19 protein-coding genes are annotated in these 19,345 nt (G+C 41.3%); 14 read left to right on the forward strand and 5 right to left on the reverse strand.

The features are described 5' to 3' along the window. Nucleotides 1–45 precede the first annotated feature (45 nt). Complete coding sequence (locus ACWIX0_RS07190) at nt 46–171, forward strand: hypothetical protein (RefSeq protein ID WP_454173184.1); 126 nt, start codon at nt 46–48, stop codon at nt 169–171. 11 nt (nt 172–182) lie between these two features. Continuing rightward, on the forward strand, nt 183–305 hold the full coding sequence (locus ACWIX0_RS07195; RefSeq protein WP_454173186.1) for a hypothetical protein: 123 nt from the start codon (nt 183–185) through the stop codon (nt 303–305). A 128-nt stretch (nt 306–433) separates the two neighbouring features. Here ACWIX0_RS07195 and ACWIX0_RS07200 read toward each other — a convergent pair whose 3' ends face one another. Then, a complete protein-coding gene (locus ACWIX0_RS07200) occupies nt 434–2,911 on the reverse strand; it encodes a TonB-dependent receptor (protein ID WP_454173188.1) in 2,478 nt (825 codons plus the stop codon). 331 nt (nt 2,912–3,242) lie between these two features. Between ACWIX0_RS07200 and ACWIX0_RS07205 the strand changes: the two genes are divergently transcribed. The 5 genes from ACWIX0_RS07205 to ACWIX0_RS07225 all read left to right on the forward strand — a co-directional run bounded on the left by ACWIX0_RS07205 (nt 3,243) and on the right by ACWIX0_RS07225 (nt 9,091). Further along, complete coding sequence (locus ACWIX0_RS07205) at nt 3,243–5,426, forward strand: hypothetical protein (RefSeq protein WP_454173189.1); 2,184 nt, start codon at nt 3,243–3,245, stop codon at nt 5,424–5,426. A gap of 137 nt (nt 5,427–5,563) precedes the next feature. After that, on the forward strand, nt 5,564–5,692 hold the full coding sequence (locus ACWIX0_RS07210; RefSeq protein ID WP_454173191.1) for a hypothetical protein: 129 nt from the start codon (nt 5,564–5,566) through the stop codon (nt 5,690–5,692). Between the two features lie 146 nt (nt 5,693–5,838). Continuing rightward, complete coding sequence (locus tag ACWIX0_RS07215) at nt 5,839–7,056, forward strand: ABC transporter substrate-binding protein (RefSeq protein ID WP_454173193.1); 1,218 nt, start codon at nt 5,839–5,841, stop codon at nt 7,054–7,056. After that, a complete protein-coding gene (locus ACWIX0_RS07220) occupies nt 7,053–8,159 on the forward strand; it encodes a FecCD family ABC transporter permease (protein WP_454173194.1) in 1,107 nt (368 codons plus the stop codon). Before ACWIX0_RS07215 ends, ACWIX0_RS07220 begins: the two co-directional genes overlap by 4 nt. Continuing rightward, nucleotides 8,156–9,091 (forward strand): ABC transporter ATP-binding protein, encoded by a 936-nt coding sequence (locus ACWIX0_RS07225; RefSeq protein WP_454173196.1) that lies wholly within the window; start codon nt 8,156–8,158, stop codon nt 9,089–9,091. The genes ACWIX0_RS07220 and ACWIX0_RS07225 overlap by 4 nt, the downstream gene beginning before the upstream one ends. A 156-nt stretch (nt 9,092–9,247) precedes the next feature. Here the strand turns inward: ACWIX0_RS07225 and ACWIX0_RS07230 are convergent, their stop codons facing one another. From ACWIX0_RS07230 to gdhA, 3 genes are all read right to left on the reverse strand, one after another. Beyond that, nucleotides 9,248–10,210 (reverse strand): DMT family transporter, encoded by a 963-nt coding sequence (locus tag ACWIX0_RS07230; protein ID WP_454173198.1) that lies wholly within the window; start codon nt 10,208–10,210, stop codon nt 9,248–9,250. 45 nt (nt 10,211–10,255) lie between these two features. Then, nucleotides 10,256–11,041: a sulfite exporter TauE/SafE family protein gene (locus ACWIX0_RS07235; RefSeq protein ID WP_454173216.1), complete on the reverse strand. Its 786-nt coding sequence runs from the start codon at nt 11,039–11,041 to the stop codon at nt 10,256–10,258. A gap of 78 nt (nt 11,042–11,119) precedes the next feature. Further along, nucleotides 11,120–12,472, reverse strand: coding sequence for an NADP-specific glutamate dehydrogenase (gene gdhA, locus ACWIX0_RS07240; RefSeq protein WP_454173200.1), 1,353 nt, complete (start codon nt 12,470–12,472; stop codon nt 11,120–11,122). Between the two features lie 276 nt (nt 12,473–12,748). On the opposite strand from gdhA, the gene rpmH reads away from it, so the two are divergent. The 7 genes from rpmH (at nt 12,749) to ACWIX0_RS07275 (ending at nt 18,927) form a co-directional block, all read left to right on the forward strand. Further along, complete coding sequence (gene rpmH / locus ACWIX0_RS07245; RefSeq protein ID WP_034560283.1) at nt 12,749–12,883, forward strand: 50S ribosomal protein L34; 135 nt, start codon at nt 12,749–12,751, stop codon at nt 12,881–12,883. Nucleotides 12,884–12,944: 61 nt separating this feature from the next. Then, entirely contained in the window at nt 12,945–13,601 is a 657-nt protein-coding gene (gene rnpA / locus ACWIX0_RS07250) for a ribonuclease P protein component (RefSeq protein WP_454173202.1), read from the forward strand. Beyond that, the gene (gene yidD / locus ACWIX0_RS07255) at nt 13,567–14,094 is read left to right on the forward strand and encodes a membrane protein insertion efficiency factor YidD (RefSeq protein WP_454173204.1); all 528 of its coding nucleotides are present in this window, start codon (nt 13,567–13,569) and stop codon (nt 14,092–14,094) included. The genes rnpA and yidD overlap by 35 nt, the downstream gene beginning before the upstream one ends. A gap of 33 nt (nt 14,095–14,127) precedes the next feature. After that, a complete protein-coding gene (yidC, locus tag ACWIX0_RS07260; protein WP_454173206.1) occupies nt 14,128–15,891 on the forward strand; it encodes a membrane protein insertase YidC in 1,764 nt (587 codons plus the stop codon). Continuing rightward, nucleotides 15,888–16,931: a Jag N-terminal domain-containing protein gene (locus ACWIX0_RS07265; RefSeq protein WP_454173207.1), complete on the forward strand. Its 1,044-nt coding sequence runs from the start codon at nt 15,888–15,890 to the stop codon at nt 16,929–16,931. The genes yidC and ACWIX0_RS07265 overlap by 4 nt, the downstream gene beginning before the upstream one ends. 63 nt (nt 16,932–16,994) lie before the next feature. Beyond that, nucleotides 16,995–18,251, forward strand: a complete 1,257-nt coding sequence (locus ACWIX0_RS07270; protein WP_454173209.1) for a replication-associated recombination protein A — start codon at nt 16,995–16,997, stop codon at nt 18,249–18,251. Nucleotides 18,252–18,402: 151 nt separating this feature from the next. Further along, nucleotides 18,403–18,927 carry an NAD(P)-binding protein gene (locus ACWIX0_RS07275; RefSeq protein WP_454173211.1) on the forward strand — a complete coding sequence of 175 codons (525 nt, stop codon included), beginning with the start codon at nt 18,403–18,405 and terminating at the stop codon, nt 18,925–18,927. On the opposite strand, the gene ACWIX0_RS07280 is transcribed toward ACWIX0_RS07275, so the two are convergent. Further along, nucleotides 18,924–19,109, reverse strand: coding sequence for a hypothetical protein (locus ACWIX0_RS07280; RefSeq protein WP_454173212.1), 186 nt, complete (start codon nt 19,107–19,109; stop codon nt 18,924–18,926). The genes ACWIX0_RS07275 and ACWIX0_RS07280 overlap by 4 nt on opposite strands. Nucleotides 19,110–19,345 lie beyond the last annotated feature (236 nt).

A 19,345-nucleotide genomic window follows, 5' to 3' on the forward strand; every position in this document is an offset into this window, starting at 1 on the left:
AATAGAGATATTTCGCGCTTACGCGCTCAATATGACAAGTTTTTTATGGATTGCCCAAAATCTAGTCTTTTTAACAAAAGCCTAGATTCTCGCAAAGACAGCGAAGGTGTGGATTTCCACGCATTAGATTTTGCAAAAGCGCAAAATCTAATCGCTCGCAATGACAAATAGTAGGCGTGGCAATGAGAAAAAACCCACCCCCTAGCCCCCTCGTGCTAAGGGAGGGGGAAATTCAGTCATTGCGAGAATTTGCGATTTTGTTAAAAATTGCAAATTCGTGGCAATCTATAACCTTGTCATACTGAGGGCGTAGCCCGAAGTATCTCAAAATAAGCAACAAAATAGAGATATTTCGCGCTTGCGCGCTCAATATGACAAATACTAAAAAAACTAAGACAAAGGCTTAAAACCTAATGACAAAGGCTTTTAAAGCCTAATATTTCCACACATATTTTAGTGTGAAGTTTCTAGCAGGCTCGACTAATGGGTTTGTGATGCTTAAACCATAAGTTGCATTTACTGCCCCTACTGTTACGGGATTTCGCCCTAGCGTGTTAAAAAGATTTGACACGCCAAAGATTAGCTCCATATCTTTCATTTTTGATTTAAACGCACCTAGCTTTAGTCCTGCGTAAATATCTGTCATTGCATATTCTTTTGTCTTGTATTCTGTCGCACCGCCTGTGCGATTTTTGCCTCCATAAAATCGCTCGGTTAGCACAAAATACACCTTATCAAAGTTAAATTTCAAACTTAGATTTCCATAAAGTGGGGCAAGATATGCGATAGGTTTGTTTTCTGTCAAGTCCTGCCCATAATTGTAGCTAAGCGCGTAATTTAGCATTATCATAGAATCTAAAAAACTATGCCTCCCCTCTAGCTCCGCCCCTGCGATAAACGCTCGCCCGATATTTTCATAGCGATTGCGCCCGTCTTGAAACAATATGCCTAAAACCATATCTTGATAATTGGTGTAAAAACCTATGATTGAAGCGAAGTGATTTTCGCTAGTAAAACGAAAGCCAAATTCTGCGGTTTGGGAGTATTCGGGCTTAATGTTAGGATTTGCAAAAGTAGGTGTGCTAGAAGCAGATGGCGTAGAGCTAAGTCGTGCAGAAGCACCTGGATCTACGAAGTTATGGCTTACATTGATGACATTGCTGATATAATCTGTGATAAACCACACAGAGCCAAGTGAGCCTGTAACCGCACCTGTGTGGATAAGCGGATTTTCATCTAAGATTTTTGCGCTTTGGGCTTCTACTTGTGCTAAGTTTTCATTATTGTTTCCTTGACCGTTGCCATTGTTGTTTATTCGATTGTTTTCTATATCGCTTCGTTTTTTAGAAATCGTAGTTAGCACATAGTCCCCTCTTATCGCGCCTGATAAAATCCACCTATCAAACACTTTCCAATCATCTTTTAGAAATAGTGCAAAATCTGTATTTGTATTTGGACGGATAGTCGTGCAACTATCCGCCTTACACTCGCCTTGATTAGTGCCTAAGAAATTTTGCCTATAAGGAGTTAGATTTATGCTACTTAAAATCTCTGCGCCATAGCTAAAGTAGTTATTTTTATAGCGCGTGTCAAAGGTGATTCTGCCTCCTACATATTGATTTGCATAGACTTCTTGGTGGATAAAAAGATTTGTTGCGCTACTTCCATTATCACCCTTATATGTTCGTCTATCATTCCACAAATCCGTATCCCAATATCGATAATACACATAAGCATCCATATTATCTGCGTATTTTAAGTCTTTCGCGCTTGCTCCAAGTCGCAAATAATATTCCCCCATAGGATTTTCCCTAAAATAGATTCCATAATCCGCACCCGGTGCTGCTGCTAGCCCACCTGCGCGAGAAGTTTCTATATGTGAGTAGCGTCCTTGTGCATAAAATCTAGTGGAGTTTTTGTTGGTATAGCCTATGTTAAAATCCGCGTTATAAGTGGTGTAATATGAGTTTTTTGCCTTTAAATAATGTCCATTTTCTTGTATAGGGGTTAGATAATCCCCGCCATTTCTCGCACTAGCACCGATTAGTAAATCAAAGCCTTTGCCACCGCCTAGTATCTCTGCTCTGCCTGCTACGCCGTTATTTACGGAGTTATACTCTAGGCTTCGGATTCTAGCCGTTGCCCTGAAAGTATCGCCACCTAAGTTATAGTTACTCCTGCGCGAGCGAAAATTTACCACGCCATTCATCGCTTCACTTCCCCACAATGCACTCGCTGCCCCGCGAATGACTTCGATAGATTCAAATTGATTTGGGTCTAGCACATTAAATTCTAGCAGGCTTCGCCCTGCAAATCTCACACCATCTATCATCACTATGGAGCGTTGCGAGGTGGAGTTTTGCCCGCGAAAAGTGATTTGCCCATTTATCCCCCCACTCCGTGAATACAAAATCCCCGGCACACTCTCTAGCGCACTTTGTGCGCCTCCTAGTGTGGGCTTTTCTAGCAACGCGCTTTTTTCCACGATAGAGATTTGTTTGCTTTGTAGCTCTATGGGTAGCTCACTTTGGCTTACTTGGGCGGTTACACTTACTTTTTCTAGCTCTTTTGCTTTTATGCCATCATAGTTGTTGCTATTGTCGTTGCTAGATTTTGGGCTATTTTCACGCATTTCTTGCGCATAGTCTTGCTGTGTGCTTTGCTCATTGTCTTGCATTTCTTGCGTGCGATGACTTTGAGTAGAATCTTGCGCGTTAGATTCTGTGGATTGCCACGAATCGCGTTGCGATTCTCGCAATGACAAATTTTCGTTGTCATACTGAGTGTAGCGAAGCATCTCTGCATAGCGATCTAGTTGCCGTGCCTCAAAACTTGAGTTAGGTTCTGCTTTTATAGCAGTCAAAAGGCTCGCACTTGTGATAAGTGATAATGAAAAACTAAAAGGCTTCATTGTAAAACTCCTTATGAGATAGATTTTGATGATTTGGCAATAAATTTCCGCTGACATATAGTGAAAATTGTTACCAATCAACGCAATACTAATCAAAAAAAAAAAAAAACAACTTAAATTTGCAAATTTTTATCAATTTTTTGGTAGCGTTGTAACGAGATTACTCAAAAAGTATATCTATTCTCAAAATAAGTGTGTTTTTAAGACTTAAAAAGCGAAGTATTTTGAGAATTTTTGATAAAAAATTGAGTAGTTTTATCGCTTTTTGATTTTTGGCGATAAAAAGCGATAAAAATCTAGCCAAGATAAAAAATCACAAAAAGGAGAAACAATGAGTGTGCAAAACTGCGTCTGTGAGGCACAAGAGAGCATAAGCGAAAATCTCGCACAAAGACTAGCAGATGTGTATAGCCATAAAGAGATTTTGCGCTTTGGCAAGGTAGCTTATATCGATTCTTATGGCTATGAAAGAGATGGAATCTATGAGCATTTTTTGTATAAAAACGCGTTAGATTTTGTGGATTTGTATAGCGATTTTGAAAAACTAGAGCTAGGCAAATACTGCGCTATGGTGTTAGGAATGAGTATCGATGAGGTGGAGCTGTGGCGACATAGAGACAAACTCTATGAGTTTTTGGATAATGGCGGGATTGTAGTTAGCTTTTGTCATAACTACACGGGGATTTTGCCAAATAACGCGGGCTATATAAAAAGCCCCGTAGAAATCCGCGATAGAGAAATACGGCTGACAGGACACGCTCTCACAGAGGGCGTGCGCGAATATGATATAAACTTCCGCAGAGGTGTGAAAGGGTTTTTTAATCGCGGGTATTTTGAGATACCAAAATATCTTTTAGAATCTCAAAACACAAATACACATTGTTATACTGAGCCTTTAGGCGAAGTATCCAAAGAATCTACATTTTCTTGTCATACTGAGGCTTTTGAAAAAAGCCGAAGTATCTCAAACTTGCAAGATAGAGATATTTCGCTTGCGCTCAATATGACAAACAACGACAGAGATATTTCGGTTTCTAGGAAACCTCAATATAACAATGCGGATACTTCACTAGCTCCGCTCCCTCAATATGACAAAGATTCTATGGATTGCCACGAATTTGCTAACGCAAATTCTCGCAATGACGGATTTCCCCCTCCCATTGCGGAGGGGGATAAATGGGGTGGGTATAAACCTTTTGAAATCTTTTTGCGTGATAGCGAGGGGAAATGCGTGGGCTATATCGATAGAATCTCTACAAATGGCGTGATTCTCGCCACTGCAGGCGCGGATTTGCTTACCTTTGGCGTGTTTGAAAACAATAGTGCTAGGAGGTTAGGGCTAAATCTGCTAAGCTGGCTAGGAAATGAGCTAAAAAACAGGGAATCTAATCCGTCATTGATAGCGAGCGCAACGCGTGGTGAGCGTGGCAATCCGCACGCTACAAATTGTCATACTGAGGCTTTAGCCGAAGTATCTCAAAATAACCAAAACAGAGATATTTCGCTACACGCTACGCGTTTTGCTCAATATGACAACAATTCTGTGGATTGCCACGCCGACAAGTCGGCTCGCAATGACACCCACCCCCACCCAACGGGTTGCGAGGCGTTAGCCAAAGCAAAAACCCCCTCCTTAAGGGAGGGGGTTTTTATGGCTACAACCTCACATTGTCATACTGAGGGCGAAGCCCGAAGTATCTCGGGCAATAATATATCAAATAATCTAGAATCTAGAGATTTTTCGCCTACGGCTCAAAATGACAAAGATATAGATATTTCGCTCGCGCCCAATATGACAAAGCCTGCCACAAATGCGAGCCAAAGCGGGCGGTTTCACTTTGACATAGACACCATAAAATCCCAAAATCCCAAAAATCCCCTGCGCAAAAATCCTACGCTAAAAAATGCCATCATCACAGGCGGGGCAAGCTATGAGCGCAACTTTTTCTACAACAAAGACGCAAAATACGCGCATTTTTTTGACAAGCGAATCTACCACAAAGACGCGCAAAACACCGATTTTAGCGGGCTTGATTATATCGTCATCGCTTCTAGGGCAAATCCGCGCTTTTTACTGCCCTGCAAAGAGAAATTTGTAGAGTTTCTAAAAAATGGCGGGAGCATTGTGAGCTTTGGCGAGGTTACGCAGGGGTATTTGCCAAATATCGCGTGGAAAGAATATGGCGTGAATTTTTGGTGGTGGCTCTCTCAAGGTGCGGATATGTCCTTTGAGGTGGGCGAGTATGGCAAACGCCTCTTTAGCAAAATGGAGCTTTTCACGGCTAAATGGCACTATCACGGCGCATTTTATCCGCCTAAAGATTCGCAAATGATTTTGGCAAACGAGCTAAATGAGGCGATAATCTACAAAGATACGAGTTTCAAAGGCGGGCTGTATGTAACCTCTCTTGACCCAGATTTTCATTTGGGGCAGGGCTTTATGCCAAAGACAGAGCCGTTTTTTGATGCGTTTATGGAGTGGATAGAAGAAGATATTTTACATTCTAGAATGTAAAAAATTCGTCTTTGGGTAGTCATTGCAGAGATTTGAGAGTTTGCCACAAGGCACGCACGAGTAGTGCGCTAACCTTGTGTCAAACTCCAAAAACTCCACAAGCATTACCGCAAAATACTAGAATTTAGGTTTTGTAAATGTGCTTATTTTCTTGTCATTGCGAACGAGCGCGAAGCGTGAGTGTAGCAATCTATTTATTTGTCATACTAAAAATGCTTGTCATACTGAGGGCTTTTAAGCCCGAAGTATCTCTCAACTTCGCATAAAAGAGATATTTCGCTATCGCTCAATATGACAATATGCGACTTAAAAATTAGGTTGGACAAAAAATAGATTGCCACGATTTTGCGACCTTATTAAAAATCGCAAAATCTCGCAATGACAAAAAACAAAATCAAAACAAAGGAAAACAATGAACACACACAAAAACATACTTTTTGCAATGTTTGCAAATCTTGCATTTATTGCGCACGCCTTTAGTGCGAGTTTCCCGCTGACACTTGTCGATGATGATGGGATAAAAGTAACTATCACAAAAGAGCCACAAAAAATCGCCATAGCAGGGATTTGGCCCCTGCCATCTGTGATGATAATGCTCGATAATAGCGCGAAAAGAATCGCGTATATGCCACAAGCCTCTAAAAACGCGCTTTTGTATTCCTTTATGATAGATTTTTATCCGCAAATCGCGCAAATCCCCACAGGCAATAGCGAAAATATCGAGGAGTTGCTAAACTACAAGCCCGATGTCTTTATCTGTCATAGCGCAAATAAGGCTATTTGCGCGCTTATGCGCAAAAGTGGCGTGCCAACCCTTGCCATAAGCGTGGCAAAATGGGGATACAACTCGCATAAGACTTTGGAGGGGTGGTTTAGGCTAATCGCCCCCCTGCTAGATAAAGAATCTAAAGCAAAGCAGATTTTGCAAGAAATCAAAAAACAAGAGGAACTAGCACAACAATCATACACACAAAAACTACCTTTGCAAAATCTCCCCACACAAAATCTATCTGTGCAAAATACACACGCGCAAAATCCACAAAATCTTAGCGTAAAAAATGCAAAAAACTCTAGCACACATAGAGCGCACGCCCAAAAAGAATCAACCGCGCTTCCAAAAGCGATTTTTATCCACACTTACGCAAGCGATGAAAAGCTCGTAATCGCGGGCATTTTTGGCAAGTATTTGCTAGATTTTAGCGGTGGGATTCACGCGCTAGATTCCCTGCGGAGCGCGACTACTTCGATTGAGGAAATCTACAAACTAAACCCTGATATTATTTATATCAACAACTTTACGCCACTTTTGCCAAAGCAGATTTTAGAATCTAAGCGGTGGCAGGGCATAAAAGCAGTGCAACATAAGCGCGTATATAAACTCCCTTTAGGGAGCTATCGTCCATTTGCGCCGGGCGTGGATTTGCCTATTCTTTTAGCGTGGCTACGAGCGCATAACGCAGAATTTATAGAATCTAGCAACACGCATTTAGACAGCGCAAAAGAAGTGATAAAAGAGGACTACAAGGCGTATGCAAAGCAATACTACAAAGAAATTTTTGGGCTAGACTTAAATAATGCACAGATTGACAAAATCTTTAATCCCTCAAGCAAGGCAGGGCATCTACAATGAAAAATCAACAATCACATCAAACAATGATTGCCCGCGTTGCAAAAAAAACGGCATTTGTGTATATTGCAAGCCTTTTAGCTGTGCTATTTATCGCATTTGTAGCACTAAGTGTGGGGAGGTTTTATATCGGGCTAGATGAGATTTTGGCTATGGCGTCAAGGTGGGTTAGCGCGTGTATTCAAAACAATGCGCAAAATCTAGTTACGCAAGCCCAAAATGCGCAACATTACGACACGCAACTTTACATAAAAGAATTTGTCCTGCTAGATTTTCGCGCTCCGCGCGTCTTGCTTGCCATCGTTATGGGAGCGGGGCTAAGTATGGCAGGCTGTGCGTTTCAAAGCCTTTTTAGCAATCCTTTAGCAACCCCTGATATTTTGGGCGTTACAAGCGCATCTAGCTTTGGAGCGGTGCTCGCTCTTATGTTTGGGTGCAGTATGCTTGGCGTTTTTGCGTTTGGATTTATGTTTGGAATCATCTCTTTGATGCTTGTCGTGGCGGTTAGCTACTCGCGCTTTGTCCCGCTTAGCACCATTAGTATGGTTTTGAGCGGGATTATCATCTCCGCGCTGTTTTCTAGCCTTGTAAGCCTTGTGAAATACCTTGCCGACCCGCAAGATACGCTCCCTAGCATTACTTATTGGCTTCTTGGCTCTCTATCAAGAGTGTGGAGTGGCGAGCTTGCATTAGGCGTAGTCGCGGTATGTCTTGGTTGCGTGGCGTTGTTTTTAGCGCGCTGGAAGCTAAATATCCTCTCTCTAAGCGAAGAAGAGGCAAAATCTCTAGGAGTAAATCTAAACGCCTTGAGAGCAGTGGTAATCCTCTCTTGCACGCTTATTGTAAGCGTGAGCGTGAGTTTGTGTGGGATTATCGGCTGGGTGGGATTGCTTGTGCCTCACATTGCGCGATTGCTCGTGGGGAGCGAGAGCTCACGGCTTTTGCCACTTAGTGGCATACTTGGCGCGGGCTTTGTCATCATCATCGATACGCTCTCACGCTCACTTAGTGCAAATGAGATTCCCATCTCTATCCTTACAGCACTCATTGGTGCGCCATTTTTTATCTACATTTTGCATAAAAACAAAGGAGGCATAAAGCTATGAATAAGATTATGGAGTCAAAATCCTTGCCAAAATCTAGGCAGGACACTTCGCAAGAATCTAAGCACAATCTTGCGCAAGATTTTGGAAATGATTTGTCGCAAGATGTTTTACAAAATGCTGGGCGAGATTCTAAAACGTCCCTGCTGGAAGTCAAAGATTTGTGTTTTTGGCGTTTTGTGGGGTTGCAAAAAATGCACATTTTAAAAAACATTAGTTTTTCGCTTCAAAAAGGCGAGATTTTAAGCATATTAGGGCGCAATGGCGCGGGAAAAACGACATTGCTAAAATGCCTTTTGGGATTTTTGAAAAGCAGTGGGGAAATTTTATTGCAAGGGCGACATATCACCGAGCTTAGAGGTGCTATGTGGGATAAAGTGTCCTATGTCGCGCAGATTAAGGGTGCAACCCTGCCTATAAGCGCGCTTGAAATGGTGGTGCTAGGGCTCAATAATGCTATTAAATTTCAGCCAAAAGAAGAGCATTTTATGCGTGCTAGAGAGGTATTACACGAGCTAGGAATCGCGCATTTAGCGGACAAAAACTGCGCTTCGCTAAGCGGAGGCGAACTCCAAATGGTGCTTTTTGCCCGCGCATTAGTCAAACGGCCAGAGATTTTAATCCTTGATGAGCCAGAATCAAACTTAGATTTTGCCAATCAAAAGATGATTTTAGACACGCTAAAATCTTTAAGCAAGCAGGGCGTATCTATCGTGCTAAATACGCATTTCCCAGCCCACGCGCTATTTTTATCGCACAAGGTTTTGTTGCTCTCAAAACTTCGCAACGAGGGCGAAATAGATTCTAACGCGCTCTTTGGCACAAGTGCGGAATTATTAAACCAAACGCATTTGAGCAAGCTTTATAGTGTGCCTTTGGAGCTTCATTCTAAGGTTAGCCCTTTTAGCCACGATGAATTTATCGTGCGGATTTAAGAGATTTTTGGGAAGTTTGGGGGTTTTGGGATTTTAGGGAAAAATGGGGGAATTTTTGGGAATTTAACTGCGTATTTTAGATTTTGCGTGCGAAGTTTTATCGTTTGTGGATTTGGTGGGATTTGTTTTTTAGTCTTTTAGATTCTCTAAGTTTGCTTATTTTTGACTGACAAAAAGCCCGAGCAAAGTGAGAATCCCGCCGATGATAAGATAAGGCGTGAGAGACTCGCCCAAAGTGAGAGTGGCGATAAACACGCCCACCACAGGAATCGCATAGATATACGCGCTCGCTTGCAATGTGCCAAGTCGCTTTAGGCAGGCGTTCCAGCTTAGATAGCATAGCGCGCTTGCCACAAGCCCTAAAAAGAGCAAGTTTAGCGCGTTGGTGGGATTACTAAAGCGCGAAGATTCTATAATCTTGCTAAAATCCCCACCGCTTAGCTCCACGCTCTGCCACAGCGCGAAAGGAAGCGTAAAAATAAGCCCATAAAAAAAGATTTTGCGCGTCATTGCGATAGCATTCTCCCCGCGATACACACTAAAAAGTCGCTCCAAAATAATCGTATAAACCGACCAAACAAGCCCCGCTAAAATGCAGAGCATATCGCCAAGCGGGGATATTTCCACGCTAAAGCTACCATTAAGCACCACAAGAATAATCCCAACAAAGCATAGCCCAAAGCCAAAAAAATAGAATCGCCCAAGCCTTTTGCCAAAAATCACTCGCGCAAGAAGTGCGGTGGTAATGGGGTTAAACGCGACTAAAAGCGAGGCGTTTGACGCGCTTGTGTAGTTAAGCGCGATATTTTCTAGTAAAAAATACAAACAAGAGCCACTAAGCCCAGCTCCTGCGAATAATAGCTCATTTTTCACGCCACGAAAGGCGATAGCTGTGCGACACAAAAGCGCGAGGAATATATATGCCAAAAAGAAGCGTATAAAGAGAATCTCCGCAGGTGCAAAATCGCCTAATAACGCCTTTGTCGAGCTAAAAGTGCTCCCCCACACGATAATGGTAAAAATGGCTAAAAAATGCCCTAAGGTGTTTTTAAAGAAATTATGGTTGTTTTTGAAAAAATGGTGTTTAGTAAGTTTATGCTTAGTGAAATTATCGCTCAAAAATGTTCCTTAACTAAAATTTGTGCTTTTAAGTTTTTGTAAAAACTAAGCCAAAATCTTTTCGCCAACTTTATAGCTCATCACACAAATCGCATAAATATAAATACAAATAAGCGCGTTTCTATGAAACATACTAGAGATTTTGCTAACGATATAAATCCCAACTGCCACGCCTACTAGCGAGGCTAGCCCTATGCTTAGCCCACCTTGTATCACTTCATAGCTCAAAACCCCTGTGTGATATAGCGAAAAAGTCCCAGAGATGGAGGAAAATATCACAAAAAATAGCGACAAAGGGACTACTTTTTTAGAATCATATCCTAGATAATACGCCAAAATCGGCGCGATAAGTAGCCCCCCTCCAATCCCTAGCGAGATGGCAAATACGCCTGTTATCATTCCTGCGCAAACTAAAATCATATTTTTTCTAAATGGCGTGAGAGTGGGAGGGGTAGGGCTTAGCTGTGGTTTGATTTTAAAAGCGAAGCGATAGAAGGCGATTAGATTTAGGCACAAAAAAAGCACGCTAATGACTATATCGCTAAGCACGCTTAGCAAAACCCCACTAAAACTAGCCCCGATAAGCCCGCCAATACCGATAAAAACGCCATCTTTTATGTCAAAATTGCGCTTTTTGTAGTTGATAAAAGAGCCAAAAAGAGAGGAAAAAATCATCTGCATTATCGACATTCCAATCGCGTGCGTGATAGGAAGCCCCAAAAATATCATACTAGGCACGATGATAATCCCCCCGCCAATCCCAAAGCTACCCGCTGCTATGCCTGCGATAAGCCCTACGATGATAAATTTTGCCAAATCCAAAACACTCATAGAGCTAAAAAGATTTTGCAAAAACTCGCTAGTAAAATCCATAAACTACCCTTCTAAAACAAATCAAACCAATAGATTTTAGACTACCCCTTGGTCTATCATCGCATCGGCTACCTTGCGAAATCCTGCGATATTTGCGCCCATTACGAGATTTGTAGGTTCGCCAAATTCTTTTGCTGTGTTTGAAGCATTTTGATAAATATCTTTCATAATGCGGTGCAAATGCCCATCGACATTTTCAAAAGTCCAGCGATTCATACTTGCATTTTGTGCCATTTCTAGCCCGCTTACCGCTACTCCGCCAGCATTTGCAGCTTTGCCCGGTCCATAAGCGATTTTTGCTTTTAGAAATAAATCAATGGCTTCATTGGTGGAGGGCATATTTGCACCCTCGCTTACGCATTTGCAGCCATTTTCTAGCAAGATTTTGGCATCTTTTGCGCTTAGCTCATTTTGTGTAGCACTTGGAAAAGCCGCAAAACAAGGGATACTCCACACGCCATTACACCCGCTTTCATAGCGATTTGCAGGAGTGTATTGCGCGCTTTTTTTGACTTTTGCATAAGATTCTAGGGATTCTCTTTTGACTTCTTTTATCTCTTTTAACAATGCTAAATCAATGCCATCTTTGTCATAAATCATTCCTTTAGAATCGCTCGCAGTTACGGGCTTTGCTCCTACTTGATAAAGCTTTTCTATGGTATAGGTTGCCACATTTCCAGCACCTGAAACGGTGCAGATTTTGCCCTCTAGATTTTCGCCTCTCTCTTGTAGCATTTCTTGTGCGAAATATACACAGCCATAGCCCGTAGCCTCAGGACGCACAAGGCTTCCACCCCAATTTAGCCCTTTGCCTGTTAGCACACCATCAAAGCGATTTACTAGCTTTTTATACTGCCCAAAAAGATAGCCGATTTCTCGCCCTCCTACGCCTATATCGCCCGCAGGGACATCGGTGTGCGCTCCGATATGGCGAAATAGCTCATTCATAAAACTTTGACAAAATCTCATCACTTCGCCATCGCTTTTGCCGTGCGGATCAAAATCACTTCCCCCCTTGCCTCCGCCCATAGCAAGCGTGGTTAGCGAATTTTTAAGCACTTGCTCAAAACCTAGAAATTTTAGCATTCCAAGCGTAACGCTAGGGTGAAATCTAAGCCCACCCTTATAAGGTCCAATCGCAGAATTAAACTCCACACGATAGCCATAATTTATCTGCACTTCGCCTTTGTCATCTACCCAAGCGACACGAAATATCAGCGAACGCTCTGGCACGGTTAGACGCTCTAAAATCTTGTGTTTTTGGTATTTTGACTCTTTGTCAAGTAGCGGTTGGAGCGAGCTTAGAGCCTCGCTTACGGCTTGATGAAACTCACTTTGGGCAGGGTTTTTGTCCTGCAATGCCTTGATAATGCGTGATGAATACGACATAAGAACTCCTTATGGATTTTGGTTTTGCTTTTTTGCATTTGCGCTTTTGCATTGTTTGCGTGCATTTGCTTAAAAGCTAGGCACATTATACACAATAAATGTTGGCACACAAATATAATGCTTAAGATTTTGTTGCACAAACACAAAAACAACAAAAAATAATATAAAAATACAAACGCAAGGTTTATATAAGATAAGGTTTGCTACAATCGCAGTTTTATTTTATTTCCTAATCATTTTAAGGGATTAGGGACAAATTAGAGACAAAGGACTTCTATGAAACGAACTTATCAGCCTCACAACACACCACGCAAGCGCACTCACGGCTTTAGAGAGCGAATGAAAACCAAAAACGGACGCCGTGTGATAAATGCTAGAAGAGCAAAAGGACGCAAGCGACTTGCCGTGTAAGATTTGACGAAAATATTTGGTAGTCAAAGTAGCATTAGATTTTGGCTAGATTTTGCAGGCAATGCCTAAAAAAGCTAAAAACTTAGAATATCTAAAAAGCACGGCAATGCAAACCCTAAAAACCAAAAAAGAGTTTGACTTTGTGTATAAAAATGGATTTTTGCGCTATGGCAAGGATTTTGCTATATATTTGTATAAAGAAAATCCACAGCATTTTTTTCAATCCAAAAATCTCAAAAATGCTTTGCCACAAAATGCGACTTTTTCACAAAATGCGACTTTTTCAAAAAATGGTAGCGGTAATAGCGAGTATGAAAAATATAGCGAGCAAAAAAAGCCTAGTAATGCTAGAGAATCCAAAGCGATTGCAAAATCTATGGAATCCAAAATCGGCTTAAGTGTGAGCAAAAAGATTGGCAATGCGGTCGCTAGAAACAAAATCAAACGCCGTGTAAGAGCGATTTTGCGAGAATGTAGGCAAAATGATTTTAGAGAGATTGAAAATGGATTTAGGATTATATTTGTAGCAAAAGTAGGGATAAATGCGCTAAGTTTTATAGAGCTAAAGCATAGCTTTGAATCTACGCTTAGATTTAGCCTAGATAGGCTTAGCTATAATAAACTTAGCCACAAGCACCACACGCAAAAAACCATACAAAAAAAAGGGAGTTTTCAAAAAGTCTATGACAAAAAATATGATAAAACAAACACCAAATAAACAAGATTTTGGATTAGGTTTTGGCAGGCAAAATGCGCTTATAGCCTTTTTGGACGCATTTTTACGCGCTATTGTATCAAAGGCAAAATCTATATTTTTTAGCGCGTTAAAAATGCTATTTAAGGGCTATAAAATATGTGTTTCGCCACTGCTGCCTAGTAGCTGTCGTTTTTATCCCACTTGTTCGCATTTTGCGTATTTGTCTTTTAGGTATTCAAATCCTTTTTATGCGTTTGTCGCGGTTATTTTTCGCCTTGTGCGCTGTCAGCCTTTTTGTAAAGGGGGGTTTGATTATCCTGTGATTTATGCTAGTTTAGATAGTTTTATGGATTCTAAAAATCCTACATTTTCTAAAAATCTTAAAATTTCTGCGTGGCTTATCCCGCTAAATCCAAAATCATTAGTCCAAAATATAGCTCCAAACAAAATCGATTTTCAAATCCGCGCTAAAATGTCAAAACAACCCTACTTGCTAATCCCAAGTCTAAACTAAAACAACCTACCATAAAAAAAGGAGAATCTAAGAATGAGAAAAGATGATATGAATCAACGAGTGCTTTTAGCCGTGCTTATTTCATTTGTATTTATTATCGTGTATAGTTTGATATTTCAAGACTCACAAAAGCAAAAAATTTCCGCTTCAAATGACGCTTCAAATGCTTCAAATCCTGCGACTTCAAGCACAAATCCAACCCCAAATACGCAAAATCTAGCGCAAAATCTGCAAAATCCACATACAAATCTTACGCCATCTACCCCCGCGACTAACACAACCGCTCCAGCCACAAAGCGCGAAATCATTTCTACCATTACTTCAGATGGCGTGGAGGTGCAAATCGATGATTTAGGCAGAATCGCCCAAGTCTATCTAAAAGACAAAAAATTTACCGCCCCCAAACAAGAGGGGATTTTCACGCATTTAGGCCGTTTATTTGGGCTTGCTAGCACGCCAAAAGCGCCTCTAGAAAAATTGCCACTTTTATCGCCAAACGCTGTTTTTCCGCTTGAGATGCGTTTTGAAGATGCTATGCTTAATATCGAGGCTACGCAGACTCCATACACCGCTTCGCTAAAATCCATTTCGCTAGATTCTAGCCAAAATCAAATCCTAACACTAACCCAAAAGCTATCCACGCTCACCATCACTAAAACCATAGAATTTATCTATGATGAAGACGGGCTAAAATACAAACTAGACATAGCCCTAAGCACTCCTAAAGTATATTTTTTATCAAGTGGCTCTCGCCCCATAGCCGATGATGATGGCTATGCCTTTCACGGCGTGGTGCTAAAGCAAGGTGGCATAAATGGCGTAATCGAAAAAATCGAGGACAAAGATGCCAAAATCGAGGGGCAAAACTTCTCTCAAGTCCCTTTTGTATCCGCTTCGGATAGATATTTCACTACGCTACTTTTTAGTCGCGAGGATAGCGGGCTAGCGGTGCAAGTGCTAGGCACAAGCGATACCAAAAATCCTATCCCCTACATTATTTTAGCGTCTAATACCTCTCTAGAGGGCTATGTAGGACCAAAAGATTATAGGGATTTGGCAAAAATCTACCCTGTGCTAACAGATGTGGTAGAATACGGGCTTATCACATTTTTTGCAAAACCTGTGTTTTTATTGCTTGATTGGCTTTATGGCTTGCTAGGGAATTGGGGTTGGGCGATTATTGGTGTTACGCTTGTGGTTAGAATCATTTTATTCCCGCTTAGTTACAAGGGCATTATGAGTATGCAAAGGCTAAAAGATTTAACGCCAAAAATGAAAGAAATACAAGAGCAATATAAAGGCGACCCACAAAAAATGCAAGCCCAGCTAATGCAACTCTACAAAAAGCACGGAGCAAATCCGCTAGGTGGCTGTTTGCCCATTATTTTGCAAATCCCTGTGTTTTTTGCGATTTATCGGGTGCTGTATAATGCCGTAGAGCTAAAAAATAGCGAATGGATTTTTTGGATACACGATTTATCGGTTATGGACCCGTATTTTATACTACCGATTTTGATGGGTGTGAGTATGTATATACAGCAGATTTTGACTCCAAATACCCTAGACCCTATGCAGGCGAGAATCTTTAAACTTTTGCCTGTGATTTTTACCATTTTTCTTATCACATTTCCTGCGGGGCTTGTGCTGTATTGGACGGTAAATAATATTTTTGCAATCCTTATGCAAATCGCTATAAACAAAATCATCGACAAACAAAAAGCACAAGCTATCTTAGAGCATAAAGAACACAAAACTACAAAATCCACACCAAAATCCACACAAGGAGAAAAGAAATGACAAAAGTAAGCGCAAGCACCCTGCAAGAAGCCCTCTCAAAAGCAGCCCTAGAGCTAGAATGCTCCGTAACCGAGCTAGATTATGAAGTAGTCCAATACGAATCAAAAGGCGTGCTAGGGCTAGGCAAAAAAGACGCCATAATCATCGCAAATGTAAAGCACACTCTAGCTCCTAAAAATGCGACCCCCTCAAATGCTAAAACCCCAAATATGCCTACTTCAAACGCGCAAAACAACCCACAATCTAGCACGCAATTTGAGCAAAATCCACAGCCACATATAAATGATTTTGCTAAAAACCCCTCCCAAAATCTTGCCCAAAATCCTACCGAGCCACCAAAACAAGCAACAAACCAAAATCTACAAAATAATTCCAGCCAACAATACTACCAAAATCAAGACTATCAAGATGACAAAAAAATGGAGGACAAAAACGCGCAAGAATCAAGCTTTTTTGACGCATCAGAGTTTATAAATGATACCAAACCTAGCAAGTCAAATACTGCTAGCTACTATACCAATGGGGGCTATGAGATAAACACGACTCAAACGCCTGCAACTGAAATGAAAAAATTTCAAACCAAAGAAGAAGTCGCAGATGAAATCACAAAACTTATACAAGAAATGCTTAGCTACACGCCCTATAAGATTGATAATGTCAAGGTTAGTTTTTATGACAACCAAACACTATCCATTTATATCGATGGGGAGGATTCTGCCCTACTCATCGGCGAGAGAGGCTATCGATACAAGGCGATTTCTTACTTGTTGTTTAATTGGATTCAGCCTACTTATGGATACAATATCCGCTTAGAAATCGCACAATTTTTGCAAAATCAAGAGGACGCTATTGATGCCTACTTGGTTGGTATCATCAATGAAGTCCGCAGAGAGGGCAGAGCGCAGACTAAGCCACTAGATGGGATTTTGGCGTTTATCGCGCTTAAAAAATTGCGAGAGCAATTCCCTGATAAATATATCTCTTTTAGGGAAAATCCACAAAATGAGCGATATATCATCATAAATGATTTTTATCATTAAGCATTGAATGACTTAAGCCACGCATAAATAGGCTAATCGCCACAACGCTAAAAAGCTAGTCAAATGACAAATCTAGCCCTATCTTTGCGACCCAAAAATCTAAATGATTTTGTCGGGCAAAGCCATATATTTGGCAGAGGCAAGCCTCTTTATGAAGCCCTAAAATCAAAAAAATTGCCTCATTGCTTTTTTTATGGCACGCCGGGCAGTGGCAAAACCACCCTAGCTAGAATCATTGCTAGCGAGCTAGGAAGCGATTTTTTAGAATTTAACGCGACAGATTTTAAGCTAGAATCCCTGCGCGTAAAGCTAAAATCTTATAAAGACGCACTTATTGTCCCGCTAATTTTTATTGATGAGGTTCATCGACTAAGCAAGACACAGCAAGAGGCTCTTTTGCCCATTATGGAGGAGCGTAGAGCTATCGTGCTAGGGGCTAGCACGCAAAATCCATTTTATACCCTTACCAATGCGATTCGCTCTCGCAGTATGCTTTTTGAGTTTAAGCCGTTGAAAATTTTTGAGCTAGAGCACATTCTCACAAAAGCATTAGAAATCTTAGGGATTTGCATAGTAGAATCTAGCAATGATTCTAAACCGCGTCCAAAATCAAATGCAGATTCTAGCCTAGAATGCGACAAATCCATAGAAAAAGACGCCTTTAGCTATATCATCTCAAGCAGTGCAGGAGATGCCCGCGCTATGCTAAACCTACTAGAAGTCCTAGCCCTAAGCCCCAAAATCACGCTAGAAAATGCAAAAACCCTGCGCCCTTTTAGTCTAAATGATGGCTCAAGCGAAGATGACACACATTACAACCTAGCCTCAGCCCTTATAAAATCCATTCGCGGAAGCGATGTAGATGCTAGCATTTACTACTTAGCTAGGCTTATCGCAGGCGGAGAAAACCCAGAATTTATCGCTAGAAGGCTTGTGATTTTAGCAAGTGAGGACATAGGCAATGCCAACCCAAATGCCCTAAATCTCGCCACCTCCACCCTCATAGCCGTAGGAAAAATCGGCTACCCAGAAGCGCGCATTATCCTCTCTCAATGCGTGATTTTTCTAGCCTCCTGTCCCAAATCAAACACCGCTTATAAAGCCATAGATAAAGCCATAGAAGCGATAAATGATGGCGAGATTTTGCCTATTTCGCCACATATTTTGCCACATTCCAAATCCTACAAATACCCGCATAATTTTGGTGGGTGGGTAGAGCAAAAATACCTTACCAAAGATTTGCATTTCGTAGAATCCACCGCTAAAGGCTATGAAAAGACGCTAAATGAATGGCTAGAAAAAATCAAACAAAGCAAGTAATAAACGCGCAAAAAATCAAGTCTCTAAACCAAAAAAAAAAAAAAAACGGCTATAATTTGGGCTTTGATTTTTTGATTTGTAGCGTTTTTGATTTTGCGTTTTTTTAAGCAGCGTTTAGCACATTTTTTATCACAAATAAGGAACAATATCAATGCAAAAATCTAATGTGATTTATGACTATCTTATCGTGGGGGCGGGGCTTTTTGGCTCTGTGTTTGCATTCGAGGCAAGTAAAAGGGGCAAAAAATGTCTTGTAGTTGATAAGCGAAGCCATATCGGCGGGAATTGCTATACGGAGAGCTTTGTAGATTCAAGCGTAGATTTAAGCAAATCTAGCGCAAATTCTAATTTGGATTTTAGCGCGAATCCACAAAATGCGAATCCAAATGCAAAATCTACATTAGATTCTAACGCACCTTTTGAAAACAAACCCAAAATCAATATCCACAAATACGGCGCACATATTTTTCACACTTCAAATGCGAAAATTTGGCAATATATACAACAATTTTGCGAGTTTAATCACTTTATAAATTCTCCACTTGCAAACTTTAGGGGCGAAATTTATAACCTGCCATTTAATATGAATACCTTTGCGCAGATTTTTGGCAACGCTTCAAAATTGCGCCACGCCACGAGAGAGAGAGAGAGAGAGAGAGAGTTGCCCACGCGCTAGATTCTAATAAATCCCCCTCCCTTGCGCGTAGCGATTTCACAGCTTCCCCCTCCCTTGCGGATGGGGATAAAGGGGGTGGGTGCAAAGCACAAAGAAATAGTAGCGCAAAATTTATAAACAGTGATTCTACCCACGCCAAAGCCCCCTCCGCAAGGGAGGGGGAACAAAAAGAAAATTCTCACAATGGCAAAACGGCTTGTCATACTGAGGGCGAAGCCCGAAGTATCTCTAAAAGTTTAAACAATAGAGATATTTCGTTTTCTACGAAAACTCAATATGACAAAGTTGCCGTTATTGCGAGCGAGCAACGCGAGCGTGGCAATCCACTAAAAAATAAAGTCATAGATTGCCACGAATCGCTACGCGATTCTCGCAATGACAAAACTACACCCTTAACTCCAAATTTCCTAACCCCCGA

The organism is Helicobacter sp. T3_23-1059 (genome assembly GCF_053654515.1).